This window comes from Actinacidiphila glaucinigra (assembly GCF_035918135.1).
GTDB classification, from domain to species: domain Bacteria; phylum Actinomycetota; class Actinomycetes; order Streptomycetales; family Streptomycetaceae; genus Actinacidiphila; species Actinacidiphila glaucinigra.
This window is the reverse complement of the sequence record NZ_CP109144.1, coordinates 338,149-357,280: the sequence shown is the minus strand read 5'-3', so window position 1 is coordinate 357,280 and position 19,132 is coordinate 338,149. Positions and strand designations below refer to the sequence as shown.

At 68.0% G+C, this 19,132-nt stretch carries 17 protein-coding genes and 3 pseudogenes; 7 read left to right on the top strand and 13 right to left on the bottom strand.

Going from position 1 to position 19,132, the window contains the following annotated elements:
• Positions 1-46 precede the first annotated feature (46 nt).
• On the bottom strand, positions 47-1,462 hold the full coding sequence (locus OIE69_RS01665) for an MFS transporter (RefSeq protein WP_455424424.1): 1,416 nt from the start codon (positions 1,460-1,462) through the stop codon (positions 47-49).
• Between OIE69_RS01665 and OIE69_RS01660 the strand changes: the two genes are divergently transcribed.
• Positions 1,448-2,362 carry a LysR family transcriptional regulator gene (locus OIE69_RS01660; RefSeq protein ID WP_326570129.1) on the top strand — a complete coding sequence of 305 codons (915 nt, stop codon included), beginning with the start codon at positions 1,448-1,450 and terminating at the stop codon, positions 2,360-2,362. The two genes, OIE69_RS01665 and OIE69_RS01660, sit on opposite strands and share 15 nt — an antisense overlap.
• 880 nt (positions 2,363-3,242) lie before the next feature.
• Here OIE69_RS01660 and OIE69_RS01655 read toward each other — a convergent pair.
• Positions 3,243-3,926: a hypothetical protein gene (locus tag OIE69_RS01655; protein ID WP_326570128.1), complete on the bottom strand. Its 684-nt coding sequence runs from the start codon at positions 3,924-3,926 to the stop codon at positions 3,243-3,245.
• A gap of 568 nt (positions 3,927-4,494) precedes the next feature.
• On the opposite strand from OIE69_RS01655, the gene OIE69_RS01650 reads away from it, so the two are divergent.
• Entirely contained in the window at positions 4,495-5,073 is a 579-nt protein-coding gene (locus tag OIE69_RS01650) for a restriction endonuclease (RefSeq protein WP_326570127.1), read from the top strand.
• A gap of 375 nt (positions 5,074-5,448) precedes the next feature.
• Here the strand turns inward: OIE69_RS01650 and OIE69_RS01645 are convergent, their stop codons facing one another.
• Positions 5,449-5,916 (bottom strand): peptidoglycan-binding domain-containing protein, encoded by a 468-nt coding sequence (locus tag OIE69_RS01645; RefSeq protein ID WP_326570126.1) that lies wholly within the window; start codon positions 5,914-5,916, stop codon positions 5,449-5,451.
• A gap of 387 nt (positions 5,917-6,303) precedes the next feature.
• Here OIE69_RS01645 and OIE69_RS01640 point away from each other — a divergent pair, with 387 nt between their 5' ends.
• Positions 6,304-7,074, top strand: a complete 771-nt coding sequence (locus tag OIE69_RS01640; protein ID WP_326570125.1) for an ArsR/SmtB family transcription factor — start codon at positions 6,304-6,306, stop codon at positions 7,072-7,074.
• A gap of 146 nt (positions 7,075-7,220) precedes the next feature.
• A pseudogene (locus tag OIE69_RS01635) lies at positions 7,221-7,610 on the top strand (AAA family ATPase); the annotation flags it as partial.
• A gap of 217 nt (positions 7,611-7,827) precedes the next feature.
• Here OIE69_RS01635 and OIE69_RS01625 read toward each other — a convergent pair.
• The 6 genes and pseudogenes from OIE69_RS01625 to OIE69_RS01600 form a co-directional block, all read right to left on the bottom strand.
• A pseudogene (locus tag OIE69_RS01625) lies at positions 7,828-7,938 on the bottom strand (IS481 family transposase); the annotation flags it as partial.
• A gap of 118 nt (positions 7,939-8,056) precedes the next feature.
• Positions 8,057-8,461: a DUF3592 domain-containing protein gene (locus tag OIE69_RS01620; RefSeq protein ID WP_326570124.1), complete on the bottom strand. Its 405-nt coding sequence runs from the start codon at positions 8,459-8,461 to the stop codon at positions 8,057-8,059.
• Positions 8,462-9,164: 703 nt separating this feature from the next.
• Positions 9,165-9,473 (bottom strand): SCO5918 family protein, encoded by a 309-nt coding sequence (locus OIE69_RS01615; protein WP_326570123.1) that lies wholly within the window; start codon positions 9,471-9,473, stop codon positions 9,165-9,167.
• 47 nt (positions 9,474-9,520) lie between these two features.
• Complete coding sequence (locus OIE69_RS01610; protein WP_392567442.1) at positions 9,521-9,919, bottom strand: CBS domain-containing protein; 399 nt, start codon at positions 9,917-9,919, stop codon at positions 9,521-9,523.
• Between the two features lie 45 nt (positions 9,920-9,964).
• Positions 9,965-11,464 carry a DEAD/DEAH box helicase gene (locus OIE69_RS01605; RefSeq protein ID WP_326570122.1) on the bottom strand — a complete coding sequence of 500 codons (1,500 nt, stop codon included), beginning with the start codon at positions 11,462-11,464 and terminating at the stop codon, positions 9,965-9,967.
• Positions 11,465-11,848: 384 nt separating this feature from the next.
• Positions 11,849-12,052, bottom strand: a complete 204-nt coding sequence (locus OIE69_RS01600) for a cold-shock protein (RefSeq protein ID WP_004986771.1) — start codon at positions 12,050-12,052, stop codon at positions 11,849-11,851.
• A gap of 611 nt (positions 12,053-12,663) precedes the next feature.
• On the opposite strand from OIE69_RS01600, the gene OIE69_RS01595 reads away from it, so the two are divergent.
• Both OIE69_RS01595 and OIE69_RS01590 read left to right on the top strand, forming a co-directional pair.
• Positions 12,664-12,867, top strand: a complete 204-nt coding sequence (locus OIE69_RS01595) for a hypothetical protein (protein ID WP_326570121.1) — start codon at positions 12,664-12,666, stop codon at positions 12,865-12,867.
• Positions 12,868-12,932: 65 nt separating this feature from the next.
• Positions 12,933-13,674, top strand: a pseudogene (locus tag OIE69_RS01590) (IS481 family transposase); the annotation flags it as partial.
• A gap of 87 nt (positions 13,675-13,761) precedes the next feature.
• On the opposite strand, the gene OIE69_RS01585 reads toward OIE69_RS01590, so the two are convergent.
• Together OIE69_RS01585 and OIE69_RS01580 are read right to left on the bottom strand one after the other, a co-directional pair.
• Positions 13,762-14,418, bottom strand: coding sequence for an IS630 family transposase (locus OIE69_RS01585; protein ID WP_326580900.1), 657 nt, complete (start codon positions 14,416-14,418; stop codon positions 13,762-13,764).
• Positions 14,345-14,902, bottom strand: coding sequence for a helix-turn-helix domain-containing protein (locus OIE69_RS01580; RefSeq protein ID WP_326570060.1), 558 nt, complete (start codon positions 14,900-14,902; stop codon positions 14,345-14,347). The genes OIE69_RS01585 and OIE69_RS01580 overlap by 74 nt, the downstream gene beginning before the upstream one ends.
• Before the next feature lie 278 nt (positions 14,903-15,180).
• On the opposite strand from OIE69_RS01580, the gene OIE69_RS01575 reads away from it, so the two are divergent.
• The gene (locus OIE69_RS01575; protein ID WP_326570120.1) at positions 15,181-17,091 is read left to right on the top strand and encodes a hypothetical protein; all 1,911 of its coding nucleotides are present in this window, start codon (positions 15,181-15,183) and stop codon (positions 17,089-17,091) included.
• A gap of 311 nt (positions 17,092-17,402) precedes the next feature.
• On the opposite strand, the gene OIE69_RS01570 is transcribed toward OIE69_RS01575, so the two are convergent.
• A complete protein-coding gene (locus OIE69_RS01570) occupies positions 17,403-17,858 on the bottom strand; it encodes an SsgA family sporulation/cell division regulator (RefSeq protein ID WP_326570119.1) in 456 nt (151 codons plus the stop codon).
• A gap of 521 nt (positions 17,859-18,379) precedes the next feature.
• Positions 18,380-19,099 carry an alpha/beta hydrolase gene (locus OIE69_RS01565; RefSeq protein WP_326570118.1) on the bottom strand — a complete coding sequence of 240 codons (720 nt, stop codon included), beginning with the start codon at positions 19,097-19,099 and terminating at the stop codon, positions 18,380-18,382.
• Positions 19,100-19,132 lie beyond the last annotated feature (33 nt).

Sequence of the window (19,132 nt, the reverse complement as noted above, 5' to 3'; positions counted from 1 at the left end):
GAGGACTGCGCAGTGATGCGGCGGACCGGCGGCCCATGCCGCAAGGTCAGCCGCCAGCGCGGGCGCCGAGTCGACGCGAGGCGCCGACCGCGATGAGTGCACCCAGCGAGAGCGCGGCAGCGAAACCGATCATCGAGGGGCGCAGACCGAGCTGGCGTGCAGCAAGACTGAAGCCGATCGAGGGCAGCCCCATCCCGGCGTAGGAGATGGCGAAGAACACGGCGAGCACGCCGGCCCGGGAAGCAGGCCGTGCGGCTGCCACGCTCTGCCCCACGGAAACCTTGAACAGCAGCCCTGCCCCGGCCCCGGTCAGCGCTGCGGCGACGAGGAACAGCGCCAGCACCGGATGGAAGAGTGACAAGGCGGTCAGGGCCAGGCCGACCGGGAAGAGCATTACGCCTGTTGTCAGCATGCGGGGAGCGGACAGTCGTCCCAACGCCAGCTGGGCCACTGCGGAGGCGGCGAACACCGCGAAAGGAGCGAGTCCGGTCACGAACGGAGCGGAGATGCCGAGCACGTCACGGACCATCACCGCACCGAGAGATGAGAAGAAGCCCATCACGGCGAACGCGAAGAAGCCGATACCTGCTGCGGCGGCGAAGACTGCGCCGCCTCCCGGCCGCAGCCCAAACCGGGCGGGAGGCTCTCCTGCCGTCTGCCGGTCCACGGTCTCCGGGCCCGCCAGCACCAAGGCTCCCAGGGCCACGAGCACCACGCCGAACAGCGCGAAAGGAGTGGTCAAGGGCGCCGGGACCCACTGAGCCAGTATCCCGGCGACCAGCGGCCCCACGGCGAGGCCGCCGAGGTTGGCCGCGGCCGCCACCAGACCGGGCAGGGGCGACCCCACCCGCTCCGGATGAGCCCGGGCGTACAAGTCGCTCAGGTAAGCGGTGGCGGTCGAGGCCATCAGCCCGGTACCGACCCCTGTCACCACGCGCGCGACGAGCAGCCCCGTCACTCCGTGCCAGGTCACCAGCAGCAGGGCGGCAAGGGCGGAGGTCAGCAGCGCCGGGACGATGATGCGTCGGCGCCCGAGCCGGTCAGACAAGTGCCCGAGGAACAAGAACCCCGCAGCGGCACCGACGACCATCGCAGCGAAGGCCACGGTGACCATCGTCGAACCGAATCCGTCACGGCCGGCGAACAGCGGCCACAGAGGTGTCGGCACCGTACCGAAGGCCATCAGCGCGCCGAAGGCGGCGGCTACGGTCCAGAAGCTACGCGCAGGTGGGGATCCCCGCGACGGCCCGTCCAACGCCTCGGCGCGGCGGGCGGAAAGTAGGGAAGACAACGAAACGACTCCGCTTGTTCGGAATGAATGGATGGCGACGCACCCGACCCCGGTCGATCTGCGCCTTCCTTCCAACCCGCACAGCGATCCTGATGATTTCCACTCTGAGACAGAAGATATAGATGATCCACATCTCCATGGGAGATACTTCTTCCCATGGAACTTCGTCATCTCCGGCATTTCGTCGCGCTCGCCGAGGAAGGCAGCTTCACGCGTGCCGCCACAAGGGAGCTGATCGTCCAGTCCGGGCTGTCCACCTCTGTGCGCGCCCTGGAGAAGGAACTGGGCGCACTCCTCTTCGTGCGCGGCAGCCGCCCGGTCCGGCTGACCGCCGAGGGCCAGGCCCTACTGCCTGCCGCCCGCCGCACCCTGGAAGCAGCTGCAGCAGCCAGCCAAACAGTGCAGGATGTACGCGGCCTCCTCTCCGGACACCTGCGCATCGGCACCTACCCGGTCAGCCCTCGCCTCCTGCCGCTGCCTTCGTGGCTGGCCGGCTTCGCGCGCGCCCACCCGGCACTGGAGATCACGGTGCGGCAGACCGACGGACCGGCCATGACACAGATGGTTGCCGACGGCCGACTCGACTGCGCAGTAGTCGACCCGATAGCAGGTCCACCAGACGGCCTTCACGCCCTGCCTCTGGCCTCCGAACCACTCATGGCCGCCCTACCCGCCGGGCACCCGCTGACCGAAGAGACAAGCCTGACGCTTCACCAACTCGTCCAGGAGCCCTTCGTCGAGACCGATCTTGCATGGACGACCCGCACACGCACCGACGCGGCATTCGCCGCCGCAGGCTTGACCAGACGCATTGCCTGCGAGGTCGCCGATTGGCGACTCGTGCTCGACTTGGTCTGCGCCGGGCTCGGGATCGCCCTGGTCCCCCCCAGCCATGCCGACACCATTGACGAGGAGACCCGGAACCTCCTCCGGCTGATCCCCCTGTCGGGAGTGGACATCAAGCGGGAGCTAGGCCTAGTGCTGCCTGCCAGCCAGTCTGCCTCTCCCGCAGCCAAGCGCTTCACCTCGTACCTGAGCCAGAGGATTCACGAGAGTGACGCGGGAGCATAAATCCCCAGCGCAAAGCCCGCGTCGCTTCCCGATGGCGACTCAGCTGCTGGCGTCCATGGAGTGGCTGATGGAGAACATCTGGCTGCACTCAAGCACCGAGCTGACGTCTGGGAACCTGCGGTTGGAAGGGTGACCAAGTTGAACGAGATATGGCCCTTCCAATTCGCGCGCATGCTGACGCGCCCAACTCAGGGCGGTACACCGCCCGGTACTCTGCTCCGGCCACGGGGTGCCGACGCGTAGCGATCCCTTCCGATGGCATGTTGTAGCAGCCCGGTCACCTGTGTGCGCTGCCCCGCTCCGGGACCGGACGAGCCTGCCGAGGTCGTACCGGACGAACGGGAAAGGCGGGCCACGTCCAGGTCGCGGACGTGGCCATCCGGGGTTGGCCAAGTCTGTCCACCCGGCGGCCCCGACCCGCCTTCCAGGCCAGCACAGCCCACAGGACGAACCAGCCCGACCAGCTCATGGAGTGCGCGGGCCTCGGCTCTGCTGTGGATTTCTGCCGTGAGGTGTGCGACTGTTCCATGATCTCTTGGAAGTAGATGCAGTAGAGCTCGGCAAGCGAGGCGATCCTGCTCGCGTCCGGATGGTTGGCCGGGACCGGTGCGTCGTCGAAGAAGAACGGTCGCAGGTGCGGGTACTCGATCAGGGTCAAGTGCCACCGCGCTGCCTATTACCGCGGCGAAGGCTTTCGCTTTGTCCGTCGTCAAAGTCGCTGGGGGCGGCTCGTCCCGCCAACACACCTTGTGAACGGCGTACCCAGGGCTCAACTATCGGGCAGTTAAGGGGTAGTTGAGAAGAAGCGAGATGAGCGAAGGCAGGCGGATGCCCCGCCTGTGGCAGGAGACGCGCCGCCTCCTGCCACAAGCGCTTGAGGTCAGGCCGTTGCCGGTACGGGTTCTGCGGTGTCGGACGTTGCTGCCTCCGCCATATCGCCGGCGTCGGCGGCCGAGGGGGTGAGGGGGGTGTAGAAGACGCTGCCCTGCTGGCGGGCACGCTCGGCGAGGCCCTTGGCCACCAGCGACTCCAAGGCGTTACGCACCACGGGGGCACTCGGCGTGGCACGATCGGGGTGCCGCTTGGCCAGGGCATCGACGAACTCGCTGACCATGCGCGGTTCACTGCTCGCGGTCAGTATGTCCACGACGAGGCTGCGCAGTGTCGGCTCCGTGCTCGACCGCGAAGCGGAGGGCTTGGGCTTCGTGCCCGCCTTGGGGGCTGCCGTCTTCTTCTTGGCCTTGCGGGCTGCCGACTCATCGGCCGGCTTCTTCCGCCCGCGCGGACGGGGCACCGGCTGGGTCGAAGGCGTCACCTTCGGCTCGTCGATCTTGTCGCCGGCACACGCTTCATCTGCCGGTTGCTCCGGCGCAGCCGTGCTTTGGGCACCGGCCACGGTTCCCTGCAGTTGGGTCAGCCATGCCCGCTCCTGTTCGAGCTGAGCGAGCTGGTTCTGGAGGTCCGCCAACTGCACGCGGACCTTCTCCTGCTCGTTGGCGTTGTTGTCCAGGTCCTCTGCGAGACGCGTCGCATACCGGTCCTGAATGGTGTTGTTGTTGGACACGACAGCCGCTCCTCGTGTATCGGGTGTTGCTGCCGGATAGTACCTACCCGCGAGTCAATGTGCGTTGTTGTCGTGTGTGAACAACCCCTATCGAGCATCTCGTGGCAGCCTTGTTGTGCCCTCGCAGGGCGGTGACGAAGCCATCGACTAGAGCGAGCACGGTCCTTGGACCTGCAGTTTCTCGCCACCCTTCAGGGCTTCTCCTCACTGAGGTCGAGAGCATGAAGTCACTCGCAAATTGCTCGAGTTGGGGTTGCAGGCATCACCGATGAGGAACGGTCCGGTGACTGGCTGAGCCGATTTCGGATGCCCGGATCTGGAGGGGCGTCGCACCGGAGGAATGTGTGCACTGAAACACGCGAGCATCCAGGAGATCTGCTGGTCACACGTGCAGGGCCCCATCCCTGGACTTCTTCTGATGACAGTCGAAGCCTTTCCACCAGGGAAGCCTGTTCTGTCTCGAGGTCGTGGTGAGCCCAGTCTTCTCCGGGATAGACCGGGCGGGGGATGGGGAGAGGAGCGTGAGGGCGCCGAGTCAACCGGCGCCGCCGGGGGAGGGGGACCAGTCGTGGTGGTGGTGTGGGTGGTGGTGGCGTTAGCTGCTGTGGCTGGAGCTGTGGTGGTGGCCGGGCTGGTGCGGGCGGGCCGCCGAGAGGCTGCTGCCGAGCGGATCAGGCTGGCCGAACAGGCACGACTGCAAGCCGTTCAATCGCTGGACGCGGTCTGGCGGATGAACGACCAGGAATTCGAGGAGTACGTGGCCATGCTGTGCCGCCGGGACGGCTGCACCAATGTCCGCCGCGTAGGCGGCGCCGGCGACCTGGGCGCCGACGTCATCGGCTACCTGCCCGATGGCAGAAAACTCGTGATCCAGTGCAAGCGCTACGCCCGGCACCGTTCGGTTGGCAGCCGGGATATCCAGACGTTCAACGGCACCGCCCGAGCCGAGCACGAGGCGGACGTCCCGGTCTTCGTCGCTTCCTGCAAGTACACCCAGCCAGCGAGAAGGTTCGCAGCCAAGCAGCAGTTGACGCTCGTCGACGTCGACCTACTGGGCTTCTGGAACAGTGGCACCCCTTTGACGTCGTTTCTCAGCCTGGACATCAACCGCTCGGGTACCAACCGAAAGCTTCATCCCGAGCTATGACCGTGCCGGATGGCAATGGGGGACGACGACGGTCAGGCAGTCGGCCCGACCTTCGACTACGTCGCGCCCGAAAACCGCGCCTGAACGATCCGCTGTCCAGCGGTCCTTCCGGTGTCTCGGGGCATGCAGTTCCCCCATGGTGACAGCATCAGCTCTGCCTGAGTGTCCTCGAACGTTCGACGACCTCATGGTCGTCGTGCGTGGGCATGCTGCCGAACGGAAGCAGATCCGGCGCTCCGGAGGCGGCCGCTGTGGCGTCCCGCGTCTGCCGTTACTTCAGATGAGGGGACAGGGCCCGCCTCAGTTCGTGGGGCGGGCCCCGGCATCGCCAGGCACGGGTGTCGGCCGATGCTGCCGGCCCACAGGCGGTTCAGTTCAGCAGAAGGATTGCTGCGCGTTCGCGAAGGTCTTGAATGCCGCCTGGGTACCCGATCCGGCGTCCCCGTCGATGGCGCCGGTGTAGCCGTAGTGGGCCTTCAACAGCCGCTGCAGGGCAGTCACGGTACCGCTGCCGACGACTCCGTCGATGGCGCCGGTGTAGCCGTAGGCAGGCTTGAGGTAACGCTGGAACGCCTTCCAGCTCTCGGTGCCCAACTGGCCGTCGAGGGCACCGGTGTAGCCGTAGTTTCCGTACTTCAGCCAGCACTGCACGTACCTGGCTTGCGTGGTGCTCAGGCCGAGGTTGACCACCGCCAGCGGGGTGACGCTGCCCGGGCTCGCGGCCACCGTCGAGGCCGGCACGGGGGCGGCGATGCCGGCTCCGGCCCCGGCCAGTCCGCCGGCTGCGATCCCCACCACTGCAGTGACGCTGAGGAGCGTCCTGGTCAAAACCTTCGATCGCATTCGTTCCCCTTCACGTTGCGGGTGATGTGACGCAGCCGGCGTCGGGCCAGGGCGCCACCCTTGAGCTCTCACTGCGACAGCCCGCCATTGCGGAGACTGCCGAGAACGAGTCTGTTGTGCAGGCGGATCAAGCCGCCATGCCATTCACGCCTGGCCAAAAGGGCCCAGGCCAGATCAGGATCAGTCAGCATGATGCGCTTACAGTTCACCGCTGCCGACCTGCGCAACATCACTCTCATGACACCCATAGCGCTTGAAGAGGTCACGTCCAGCGCGCGCTTGCTACGCACTGGACCTGTCAGAGGGCAAGGAAAGCGGCCGGGTCTTGTCCAGTGGTACCGGGAGCACCGAGCCAAAGCAGCCGTCCGGGCGGGCATCCTCCGCGACTTGGTGCCCCCACAGGGGAACTTTCCCGACTTTCTACTGCAGCTGTCCGACGACCTCGGATCCAGCGTTGCGCTAGCCGCCCAGACGCCTTCCAACCAACTGGCAGCTGGCATCGAGCAACTACCAGCCTCCGTCGGCACCCAGCGTCGTCTGAGAGCACTGGCCGACGGTGCACCGGATGCACGTCAGGACCTGGCCAAGGACCTACACAGCTACTTTGACACCTGCCTGTCCGAGTGGTGGCCAAAGATTCAAGCTCAGGCTGCGGCCGACCGGGCACTGAGAGCCGAGACGCTGCTGCGCGGCGGAACGGATGGGCTGCTAGCCACGCTCGGCTCCCGCTGGCGCTGGGAAGCCCCCACCCTGCACATCCCCTGTGCGGGTACGAGCGACATTGAGGTGCCCCTCTGCGGCCGGGGACTGGTCCTGGTCCCCTCCTACTTCGGCGGTCCGGCACTGATGTACCGGCCCGAGGCGTCCACCGTTCTGGTTTACCCCATGCATGTCGGAGAACCTGCCATCGGCAGCGCGGACGCGCTTGGCCCGCTGCTCGGCCGGACCCGCGCGGCTGTCCTAGCCGCCACCCGTCACCCAGCCAACACCACCACGATTGCCGAGCGGGTAGGCGTCTCGCTGCCATCGGCGAGCCAGCACACCACTGTTCTGCGCAACGCCGGCCTGATCACCACCACACGCACCGGCGGCGCAGTCCTGCACACCCTCAGCCCTCTTGGGCAGGCACTGCTGCACGGCGATAGCACCAGGCGCTGAAAGGTCACCGTCGTATCCTTGGTGACCCTCACCTCTCAGTTTGACCACCTTGCGCAATCCCTGGCCGGCGGCGGCGTTGTCCAGCGTACCGAAGGTGACCTGGTAGCTGCCCTCCTCGACCTCGGCGACGGCGGAATTGAGGCTGGCTGCAGCCCACTGACGAACAGATCGCGGCCGCCGACGCCTTCGTCACCGGTGACCACCTGGTCATCCAGGCCGGTGCCGGCACGGGTAAGACCACCACGCTCACCCAGCTTGACGCCAGCACCTCACGCCGGGGCTTGTATGTGGCGTTCAATCGATCCATCGCTCAGGACGCCGCCGGCCGCTTCCCCAGCACGGTGCTCTGCAAGACCGCGCACTCCCTGGCCTACGCCGCCATCGGTCACCGCTACCGCGCTCGCTTGAACAGCCCCCGGCTGCCCGGGAGGCACACCGCCGACGCACTGGGCATCACCAAGCCGATGCGCATCGGCAACCGCGTCGTCTGGCCGGCGACGTTGACCTCCACGGCGCAGCGCACGGCATGCTCATTCCCTGAAGCCGGGGCGGCAATCGCGGCGCCTGGGCAAGGCAGCGGGTATGACGGTCTTTGCTTGGACGCTGGGCACGTTCACCGTACGGCCTAGGTGTATTGCCCTGTGAGGTTCGGAACGCGGGTGGCGGGTGGTTGGCCTCCGAGTGAGGTGTGTCCGCGATGGTGGTTGTAGTTGTGCAGCCATTGCGGGAACGCTTCGCGGCGTTCGGTTTCGGTGAGACCTGGAAACGCTCGGCTGCCCGTCGCAGCGCCCAGCCGTCGTCCACGACGCAGCGGGCCAGTCGCAGACGACCGGTCTCGGTCAGCGGTGCATTGCGGTATGGCATGAGGGCCTTTCGAGTCGGTGGGACGTCGCAATCCACACCGAACCCGGAAGGCCCTCACTCGTTCAAGATCCCCCGACCGTGATCACCACCACTGTCCACATCGCCCCGGACAGAACACCTAGCCAAGCATGAACGCGAGCGCACTGAGCGCGAGCAGGCCGACCGAGAGCAGAAGCGTCGTTGCCGAGACGACCACGAAGCAGAGAGCCACCCTGCCGTTCCCCACCTGATCAGGGGTCAACACGTTGACGGGTTCCCGCGGATCGTAGACCACCTCGAACAGGCCCCCGACACGGGCAGGCGGGACATCGAAAGGCGCAACCGTTGTGTGTACGCCCTGGCCGCAGTCCGTCGTGAACTCGATCGTGAGTTTGTGGTTTCCGTTCGGTCCTCCTGCGATGTTCACGCACCTCGCCTGAGTCCGGATCCCGCGCTTACGCAACGCACGGCCTCCCTGCAGGATGCGCCACGAGAGCCACAGGACGAGAATCGACGCAGCCGCCAGGATCACCAGACCGAACACTTCATCCCCCCAGATGCCAGCCGCAGGAGCGCCCAGCGGTGAAAGAGTGCACGTCAAGCGGCAACCGCCCGTCACTCTAGGGCCGTTGGTCCACGCTTGTCACGAGGTGATCGATGCCCGCGGCAGTCTCTGGCGAGTCGATCACCGCCGGCGATCAGCCGATCTGCTTCGGTGTCTTCAGCTAAGTCTCCTGAGGACTGAGCTCCGTCCGGCGTTGATAAATCTGCGGGAGCGGATGCGCGAGGCGGTCCGGCCTTTGGGCACAGGGCCTGGACAGCCCAGCCATCGGCAAGCGGCTGCGCATCAGGCTCAGTACCGCCCGCGTCCACGTCTACCACGCCCGTACACGACTGGCGGCAGCAGCCTATGGCGCACGAACCGCATCACCCTGAGAGGCAGGACCGCAACGACCCTTGTTCGCCGACGCACGACACGCGGGACGATGCGCGGGTGCCGGCAGGGCTGCAGCGTGGTTCCCTCACCGAGGCCGCGGAGTTTCACCAGACGGCTGTTCTCAGATCCTCAAGATCCAGTGTCTCGTGTGTCCAAGATCAGGGGTCAAGCCCTGTTCATGGCCTCTCCTGCGGGCCGGACAAGCGACTCTGGGCGGCGGTCACCAAAGCGTGAGTTGGGCCCAGGGGGTCTGCTGCCGGGAGGGCCGTGTCCTCGTGCCGCCCGGATCCGGCCCTCCCCCTTCCGTCGGCTACCCGGCGGTGGGGACACCGAGCAGAGCCGACGCCTCCTGGAGCGGGGTGAGCCCGAGTGCCGGTGCCGTGGCAGGGAGCTCGCGGCAGGTGAAGCCGAGGCGGATCATTGCCCGGAGGACTTCGCCGGCGGTGAAGTCACGACGGTCCTGCCGGGTGATGACCTCGCCCACTTGCATGACGGGGTAGTGACGGCGGCCGATGATCACGGTCTCACCGGTGACCGGCCCGGGTCTGACGCCCCTCATCGACGCCACGACCCCACTCTTGGACAGGTCGAACGCAAAACGGGCGATGACGCAGCGCATTGTGCCTCACAGGAAGGTGGGAAGGCAAGGGAACCGGTGGCCGACGATCAGTGTGAGCGGGTGAGAACACCCACGGCGCAGCCGTGCTCGTCGATGACGGGCACGGCCGTGAGCCGTCGATGGCTCATGGTGTGCTGCGCCTCGGCCATCTGGGTCACCGGCGAGGCGAACGGCCCACCGGTGCCGGCGACCTCCCGCAGGCGGACCTGATCGGTGTAGGCGTGGCCGTCACGAAAGGCGGTGAGCTGGGCGAGGGTGACCAGACTTGTGCACCGGCCGTCCTCGTCACAGACGACCAGGTGCCCGGTGCGTGCACTGGCCATGACCGACAGGGCTACCTCTACGGTCATGTCGTCCCAGACCTGCGGTCCGGGCGCGTCCATGGCTTCGGCCACGGTGCCGTGGGCGGAGTCCGCACGGCGTGGCAGGTCGTGTGGCAGGGTCAAGAGTGCCTCCTGGAGGGGTGGATGGGCGTCATGGCCGGGAAGGTCCTAGGCCACCGCGTCGTAGGCGGATGGACGCTGGGCCGAGCGGCGTGCTGCCCGCATGGTGCGGCGCTCCTGAGTGGTGTCACGGCCGCGTCGGCCGTGGGAGGCGGGGGTAGCGCCCTCGCGTCCGGCCTCCGGAGCGGTGATGACGACGGGGGTGCCTGAGGGGGCCTGCGCGCCGGTGATGCGGATCAGGTCGGCCCCGGCCGGGTGAACCTGCGTGGTCTGCGGGTGGATTCCGGCGTGCTGCATGAGGCGGGCCATGTCGCGGCGCTGGTCGGGTGTGACCAGTGTGACCACGATGCCGGATCGGCCGGCGCGGGCGGTGCGGCCGCCCCTGTGGAGGTAGTCCTTGTGGTCGCCGGGCGGGTCTACGTTGACGACCAGGTCGAGGTCGTCGACGTGGATCCCTCGTGCGGCGACGTTGGTTGCCACCAGCACCGTCACGTGGCCTGCCTTGAACTGGGCCAGGGTCCGGGTGCGATGCGTCTGCGTCTTGCCGCCGTGCAACGCGGCGGCGCGGACTCCGCTGTTCAGCAGGTGTTCGGTGAGCCCGTCGACGGCGTGCTTGGAGTCCAGGAACATGATCACCTGGCCCTGCCGCGCCGCGATCTCGGTCGTCGTCCGCTGCTTGTCGGCGGGGTGCACGTGCAGTACGTGGTGCTCCATCGTGCTCACCGCGCCCGCGGAGGGATCCACGGAGTGGACCACCGGGTCGTTCAGGTAGCGGCGGACCAGCAGGTCGACGTTGCGGTCCAAGGTAGCCGAGAACAGCATTCGCTGTCCTTCGGGATGCACCTGGTCCAGCAACGCCGTGACCTGCGGCATGGAGCCCATGTCGGCCATCTGGTCGGCCTCGTCGAGGACGGTGACGGCGACTTGGCCGAGTCGGCAGTCGCCGCGCTCGACGAGGTCCCTCAACCGGCCAGGCGTCGCTACGAGGACTTCCGCGCCGGCGCGCAGCACGCCGGCCTGACGGCCGATCGGCATCCCACCGACGGCGGTGGCCAGTCGCAGCCTCATCGAGCGGGCGTAGGGGGCGAGAGCGTCGGTGACCTGCTGGGCCAACTCCCGGGTGGGTACCAGCACCAGGGCCAGCGGTTGCCGGGGCTCGGCGCGCCGTCCGGCGGTACGGGCCAGCAGGGCGAGGCCGAAGGCGAGGGTCTTACCGGACCCGGTCCGTCCGCGGCCCAGGACATCACGGCCCGCGAGGGTGTTGGGCAGGGTCGCCGCCTGGATCGGGAACGGCACGGTCACGCCCTCCGCGGCGAGCGCCGACAGCAGTGACCGGGGCATCGCGAGATCGGCGAACGTCTCGGCGGCGGGGAGTGCCGGGGTCATCGTGTCCGGCAGGGTGAACTCGCCCTGTGGTGCTGCGCGGCGACGGCGTTGGCCGCCGGAGCGGCTGGGGTCACTGGTCTTCGTGCGGCTGCTGTTCTTGTCGGTGTGGGAACTTCCGCTGCGAGTATGTGTGAATCCGTCGTTCGTAGGTGTGCGGCTCATACAGAACCTTCCTCAAAACGGCCACATCAGGGGATCCTGCTCCGATGAGGCAGGACACGGAATCGCGATGACGGGCCGGGCAAATGCGATGGCGAGCCGGGCCTGCGGGCGATGCCCGCGGGCCGGGTCGCTGAACGGGTGGGGTTGGGGCGATCCGGTCCGCGTCCCACATACCTGGGTTTCACGGACGCCTGGAAGCTCTGACGGATGTGCATCCGGAGCCTGAGGCGGATATCTGCTGCCAGTGGGGGATCGCGGCACCCTCAAAATCCTGCACCCCGTGAAATCGTCACGGCGTGACCAGGCAGGGTACGTGCTGATGTACCGCAAGCTGGGGCCCGCACCCAAGGTGCGGGCCCCAGCTGTGATCTACGCGTGTCCGCGTCAGGCCGGAACGATGTTCTCGGCCGTCGGGCCCTTCTGACCCTGCGCGATGTCGAAGCTCACCTTTTGGCCCTCGAGCAGTTCGCGAAAGCCCTGGGCGGCGATGTTCGAGTAGTGGGCGAACACGTCAGCGCCGCCACCGTCCTGCTCGATGAAGCCGAAACCCTTTTCCGCGTTGAACCACTTCACGGTGCCAGTAGCCATGTGTTGCATCTCCTTCGGGGCACAGCCCGGAGCCTGTACTGTACGGACCCCGCGTCGCCGCAATGATTGCCCCGCCAGTGGATGACCGGAATCAAGAAATACTCCCATTGGCATGAGCCAGTGAGGGCACTTTTCTTGGAACCACAACTGCAACTTATTCGAGAGTAGCACGGCGCGATCGGCTGTGCACGGTTGATAACCACACCCTGTCTGTCACGTGAGATACCTCATCGCGCGTTGCACAAAATCTCACTTCGCGAGCCAGCCACATATCGGGCGTCGCGGACTGCGCCGTTCCCCCGGTGCGCACGCCGACGAGGTCGGCCGCGCTTCGTGGCCCATCCGTGTCCGGCCCAGTCGTCAGGGGCCAGGACGCAACCCGTCCGCCGCCGGCCGCCTATGGAAGCTGGACGGGGGCATGAGGACAGAACCGCGGTGACTGGGGCGGCCGACGCTCCGATGGCCAGCGGCGGATGACGCCCCGTAGGTGCGGTGTACGGGCGCCGCGGTGAAAGCGCGGCGGGCCTGTGGCGGGGAGTGGGATCGGGAACCGGTGGTTCGTGGGGTGCGTCTGCCAGGTGACGGGTCGGTGGGGCCCTGTGTTTGCGGGGATGGCGAACATGTTCGTTGTGGTGTTGCTCGGTGTGCTGGCGCTTGTCGTGGGTGGGTGCGTATGCGTGGTGTGGGCGGAGCGCGGCGGGCCTCACTGGGTTCGTGTCGTTGCGACCGTGACGCTTGCTGCGGGTGAGTTGCTCCGTCTATCGGAGAGGAACAGGCGTCGGAGCATGAGCGGGACGGGCGGCGACGGGGACTAGGAACCGGGTGGCGGTTGGGTCGCGGTGACGGCGAGCCACGCTTGAGGAGCAAGACGCGGTCGTTCCTTGACCGCAGCAGCCGCCCTCACCAGTGCCCGCGTCGCACACCCGCCGACGTGGAACAGCGGGTGCTCTCCGCTCGCCGCGAACTGCGATGCGGACCCCAGCGCCTGGCCGACTACACCGGGGTGCTGGCCCGCACCGTCAGCCGCATCCTGCACCGCCACCACGTGCCGCCGCTGTCGGCGTGTGACCCGCTGACCGGACAGGCGATCCGTGCCTCGCGTGCCAGTACCGAGCGCTATGAGCACGCCCGTCCCGGCGACATGATCCACCTCGACGTCAAGAAGCTCGGGAAGATCCCCGACGGCGGCGGACACCGCGCCCACGGCCGTGGCACCAAACCGGCCGCGGTGCGCGGTCTGGGCTACGACTATGTCCACGCCGCCATCGACGACCACTCACGGCTGGCCTGTGCCGAGATCCTGCCCGACGAGAAGGGCATGACCTGCGCAGGCTTTCTGACCCGCGCCGCCGCGTTCTTCCGCACCCACGGCATCACGCGCATCACGCGGATCATGACCGACAACGCCAAGAACTACCGGCTCTCGCACGACTTCCAGGCTGCCTGCCACGCCATCGGAGCCCGGCAGAAGTTCACCCGGCCGCACTGCCCATGGACCAATGGCAAGGTCGAACGCTTCAACCGCACCCTGCAAACCGAGTGGGCCTACCGGCAGGTCTTCACCAGCAACGCCGCACGCGAAGAAGCCCCTGGCACCCTGGCTGGAGTACTACAACACCTAACGACGGTACACCGCGCTCGACGGCCAGCCCCCGATCAGCAGACTGACACCAACCTCATGACCGAGTACAGCTAGTAGACTGTCGCAGCTAATGTGTGGGGTATAGGTGGCGGAGTTTGGTGCGTGCGTCGTGGGTGGTGAACTGCCAGTTCACCTGACGTTGGTCGGTGTTGGTGGTGTTCTGCCAGGCTGAGAGTTCGGTGTTGAGGGTGTCGAGGTCCGCGATGCGGTGGTCGAGGCATTGCCGGGTCAGTGCGGAGAGTTCGATCTCTGCGATGTTGAGCCATGACCCGTGTTTGGGGGTGTGGTGGATCTCGAGGCGCTGGGCCAGGGCGAAGGCCTCGGCTGGTTCGAATGCTTCGTACAGTGAGGCGATGCCGTGGGTGTTGAGGTTGTCCATGACCAGGACCACGGTCTCGGCGTCGGGGTAGTCCTCGGTCAGTAATCGCTTGACCTGGCCGGCCCAGTCGATCCGGGTGCGACGAGGCTGGGCGTCTACTCGGCGCCACCCGCGCAGGGGTTCAACCCACACAAAGATCGAGCACGTGCCGCAGCGGATGTACTCGCTGTCCTGGCGGGCGTCGCGGCCGGGGCGGGCCGGGAGCGGGTCGCGGGCCTGGGCGAGGAGTTGGTAGGGCTTCTCGTCCATGCACACCACTGGGCGGGCCGAGTCATAAGGTCGGGCATAGACGGCCAGCACGTCTTCCATCCGGGCCGCGAACTGCGGGTTTGCTCGTGGTGGGATGGTCCAGCACTTCCTCAGATGAGGACGCAGCCTCGTTTTTTAAGATCCGCCCGATGGTTGAGTGGTCCAGATCGGGGATGCCCTCGACCAGGGCGACGTGCTTCTCCAGCAGCCGCAGCGACCACCGGGCACGGCCTGCAGGAGGCTGGGAGCACGCCAGGGCGATCAGCCGGGCCTCGACTTCACCAGTCACCGGCGAGGGCACCGGCGGGAGATCCCGCGGTTTCCGCTGGATCGTCGCCTCGACGTCACCACCGCTCTCGGCGAACCGCTTGGCCACCAGCCGCAGCGTCTCGCCCGAGACCCCGACCCGGGCAGCGATCGCATCCTGGGAGTCGATCTCACCAGCAGAGGTGTCCAGCGCGAGCAGCACCCGCGCCCGCCTGATCACCGAGGCCGGATGGACCCCCGTCGTGGTCACCCGAACCAGCACTTCACGATCGCCCGCGGTCAGCACCACCGGCCTCTTCTTCTGCGAACCCATCACACCAACTCCCGCTCGACAGAAGGGAAGGAACATCTGCCGGACACCACCATCCCAACCAAATAACCCAGGATTAAGCAACGACACGCTACTAGGACAGCCTTCACCCGCGGCTCGGCAGGATCTCTCCTTCGACCGGTCCTGCGTGCCGTCCGCAGGCGGGGCGGACAGCGCCGGGGGCGGGCAATCCAAGCAGGCACGACCGCCGTGCGCTCCAAGGTTGCACTCCCGTGCTTGAGGGCCTTGTCTCACCGTGAGTCGGTGGGGATCATGACCGTGTGCAGCGCCAAGTCGAACTCCATGAGCTACTGGCACGTGCCGGACTCTCGGTCGTCCAGGATGTGCGCCCGGGCAACCTGTTCCCGCCGGAGGCGGGCTGGCGGATCGCGCGGGGGCTCGCGGCGCCGGACGCAGTGGCCCGCGAAGCACTCGATGCCGCGTGGTGGCGCCGTCTGTGCGATGTCGACGGTGAGTTCCTGGTGGCGGTCCTCAGGCACCGGATCGGCGGCAACGACTCTTGGTGGACCCGGGTCCGGTATGCCGGGAGCGGTGTGCCGGGGTTGACCGGCGACCCCGGGTTCGTGGCGCTCTCCCTGGACGGGCAGGTGCTGCTGGCGGAGGTGCCCGGCGAGGACGGGTTTCGGGTGACTGCTCTCGACCGGCTGCCGGAGCGGCTGGAGGAGGCCGCCGCGGCAGCAGGGCTCGAGACGCAGGCCGAGCGCGCCGATGTGTGGGCGGCGGTGCCCGGTCGGCGTGCGTGGCCTCTGCACTGGGCGGAGGGGATAGGGGCCAATCCGGCCGCGACGGACGAACTGCTGATCCGGCTGCTGGATGTGGACGAGGGCTTCCTTCACGGATGCGACCGGCCCGCCGTCCTCGACGCCGCCGTGGCGCATCCCGATCGGCGGGTGCGGTCACGGCCCGCCGACACCTTCCGGCCCCAGCTCACGTCCGACCAGTGGGTACGCCTGGTCCGCGCCGAGCCGTCGCCGGATCGACGCATGCTCTTGGCGGAGCACGCCTGCTTCTGGGGCGCCGAACTTCCCGAGGACCTGTACGACGACCTCCTCGCCGGCCCGGCCCGGGCGCAAGCCGCCGAACTCCCCACGCTCCCCGCACGGTACCTGCCTGGCCTTGCGGCCGACGCCGATCCCCGGGTGCGGGCGGCGGCCTGCGCCCGGTGGGAGGACCTCACTGCGCCGCTGCGGAAGCGGCTGCTGGTCGACCCCGACCACGCGGTGAGAACGGCTGCGCTGCTCGCCCACCACACTGGCGTACCCATGCCACGCGAGATTTTCGCAGCTCTGACCGACCCGCGGCGGGCGCTCGAACGGTGCCGTCTTGCGCCCGAACTGGAGGCGGAGCTGGTCCGCAACGGGGACGTGGACGTACGCCGGGCGCTGGCCGCCAACCCGGGCCTGCGCGCACACAGCGTCGGCCTGCTGGCAAAGGACCCGCAGGACGACATCCGCTCCGCGGTGGCGGCGCGCTGCGACCTCACCGAGGAGCAACGTGCCGCGATACGCCACGACTTCGACCCGACGTCGATGTCGCGCACCCTGCCCTGGGTCGAAGACCTGCACGGTGACGCCGACGCGATGCGCGATCTCGCCGCGTCGTCCCACCCGCTGGTCCGCCGCAGTGTGGCCCGAGCCCGGCACCTCCCGCCGGATGTCGTGGCGCGCCTGGCGCGGGACGAGGACCGGGTGGTCCGCCTGTTCCTCGCCGAATCGTGCCAGGACGCGCCGGCCGACATGCTGCTGGAGGTCTGGCGCTGGTGGGACGGCAGCTTCAGCCACCCCGACCGGCCCCGCAGCCACCCCAACTTCCCCCGTACGGGACTGCTGCGCTACATCGCCGACCCCAGCGGGCGGATGCGCCGCCTGGCCCTGGACGATCCGCAGTCGACACCGGCCGACGTCGCACGCCTGGCCCGGGACCCCGAAGCCGAGGTGCGCCGCCGCGCGGCGCAGGACCCCCGGCTGTCACCGGCCGACGCGGTGCGGCTGCTGAACGACCCGCAAGCCCACGTCCGTGGCACAGCGATACGCAATCCGCGGCTGCCGGCCCGCGTCCTGGCCGGACTGCTGCACGACCGCGACACGGCAAGCGCAGCGGTCACCAACCCGGCGATCCCGGTCCCCGTCCTGCACCGCATCCTGACCGCGGCCGCGGCAGCCCCGCGCTGAACACCGGCACCCCCCCCCGCACGGACGCCGTGCCGGTGCGATGCCCAACTCCGACACGCCCCGCCCGGCCACCCCTGCTCGCTCTACCGTGGGTGCGTACCCCACCACCCGCACCCCCGCCCTGGGGGGGGGTGAGGGTGTGTTCGCTGAATCAGCCCTGGCATGAGCAGGACCTTTTCGTCAGCCAAGACGGCGGCGCCAGCCATCTGGCGTGTGAACGGGGTTGAGACGCTGCGGAGGGACCGGACGCGCCCTCCCAATCGGTGTGCCGTCCCCTGCGGGTGGCCCCCCTTTCTCACGGAACGGGGCGGTCAGCCCTCTCGCATGAGGGTGGCGAGGGCTGTGGTCCAGTCGATGTGATCGAATTCCGTGCCGGGAGGGACCAGCTGGAATGTCTCTTCCAGCCATCTCTGCAGTTGCACCAGGTCCATCTCGAAGAGGCTCGACATCTGCTGTACCTCAAGCCTCAGGAGCACCACCCGGCGGGTACGGACGCGCGAGGGCCACAACCGCACGTCCCCGATTCCGCTGGGTTCTTCCGTTCCCTCGAAGAGCACGTCACGCGAGACCATCCAGCGGACGACGGAGCCTTCCGGCGTGCGCAGGGCCAGCGAAACGACGAGGGGATCGGTCTCGTCATAGCGGAACTCGGCCTCGTGGGGGATGCGGAGCGAAGGCGACAGGATCCTGTCGGCACGCAAGCGCAGCGACCTCATGCGGTGTGCGGGCCGCTTACGCGTCGGGAAGTCTGGTTGCTGGTACGGCATGGCAAGGCCTTTCGGACTGCGGGAACTTCTCTACTGTGGCTCGGGGGACGTCGACCTGACATCAGTAACCCGACCAGGCCCATGGCTTATGTGGGGAGCCGAAGGGCGTGACACCACGAGGGAAGTGACAGGTGCGATGCCCTGTAAGCGTCTGCACTTTTGCGTGTGTGCCGGTTTCGGCGCACACGCGTCAGAGCCGGCCGCGAGGTCCTCTCGCAGCCGGCTCTGTCTGATGGGGCTTCGGTGGCCGCACTCACCTTTCCCCTGGGCTCTGGTGTTCGTGGCCCGCCTTTGATAGCCGCCCAGCCCGGGCTTTGCACAGTGCGTAGAGATCGGCAGCCGTGACGATGGCGGCGGGCAGGGGGCAGCACCGTGCCGGCCTTGTACCAGAGGAACCCGGAGTGGGAGGCGGGTGTGCTCCGCCGAGGGCCCGTCGTTCGGTTGCGGCGTGCGGAATTGAGCAGACCGGCGCAGACCGAATTGCCGGGCACGGCGACCGGCGGCCATCGGGCCGCAGGTGACTACCGCTGCGGCGGCCGGAGGGCGAGTTCGTGGCGGAGTATGCGGGCCAGTTCGGCCGGCTGGGAGAGGAACGGGCTGTGCCCGGAACGTAGCCGGACCGTGCGCTGGGCACGGGTGGCCATGGCTTCCTGGAGCGGCAGCGGGATGGCCAGGTCCTGCTCACACAGGATGTAGGTGCTGGGCACGGTGCGCCAGGCAGCCTGGGTGAGGGGCTGGGTCACCGAGGCCAGGGACTGGCGGCCGAGCTTGGCGGCTGCCTGTTGCGCCAGATGCGGCTCGACGTCGCTGTACAGCACGTCCGAAGCCTGGGCCGCTTCGAAATAGCCGTGGCCGGCTTGGCCCTGGTGCTCCTCGTGCACGTCCCAGTAGGGCGGATGAACGCCGCCGACCAGGGAGAGGACCGAGTCGCCGGCGTCCTGCATCAGGGCGCTGAGGTAGATGACGCGTTCGACGTCGCCGGCTGCCGCGGCGGCTTCGGTGACAGGGCATCCTCCGTAGGAGTGGCCGACCACGACGGTCGGGCCGCCGACGGCCGCGATGGCCTTGGCCACCGCCTCCGCATCGTCGTACAGGCCACCCAGAACTGCCGGGTCCTGCCCGCTGCTGGGCAGGGCGACGGTACGTACGTCGAGATCGGGGAGGTGCTCGACCAGCGGCTGCCAGCACCAGGTGCCGTGCCAGGCGCCGTGGACCAGGACGAGGGTGGGAAGTGTGCTCACGTGCTGGGTCCTTCCGAAGTGAAGCGGCAGTGC

Bases quoted from the DNA above. Each gene is read 5' to 3' on its own strand.
- OIE69_RS01660 (WP_326570129.1), top strand. From the start codon at position 1,448: ATGGAACTTCGTCATCTCCGGCATTTCGTCGCGCTCGCCGAGGAAGGC.
- OIE69_RS01665 (WP_455424424.1), bottom strand. From the start codon at position 1,462: ATGACGAAGTTCCATGGGAAGAAGTATCTCCCATGGAGATGTGGATCA.
- OIE69_RS01645 (WP_326570126.1), bottom strand. From the start codon at position 5,916: ATGCGATCGAAGGTTTTGACCAGGACGCTCCTCAGCGTCACTGCAGTG.
- OIE69_RS01615 (WP_326570123.1), bottom strand. From the start codon at position 9,473: ATGCGCTGCGTCATCGCCCGTTTTGCGTTCGACCTGTCCAAGAGTGGG.
- OIE69_RS01605 (WP_326570122.1), bottom strand. From the start codon at position 11,464: ATGAGCCGCACACCTACGAACGACGGATTCACACATACTCGCAGCGGA.
- OIE69_RS01600 (WP_004986771.1), bottom strand. From the start codon at position 12,052: ATGGCTACTGGCACCGTGAAGTGGTTCAACGCGGAAAAGGGTTTCGGC.
- OIE69_RS01595 (WP_326570121.1), top strand. From the start codon at position 12,664: ATGGCGAACATGTTCGTTGTGGTGTTGCTCGGTGTGCTGGCGCTTGTC.
- OIE69_RS01580 (WP_326570060.1), bottom strand. From the start codon at position 14,902: ATGGGTTCGCAGAAGAAGAGGCCGGTGGTGCTGACCGCGGGCGATCGT.
- OIE69_RS01570 (WP_326570119.1), bottom strand. From the start codon at position 17,858: ATGCCGTACCAGCAACCAGACTTCCCGACGCGTAAGCGGCCCGCACAC.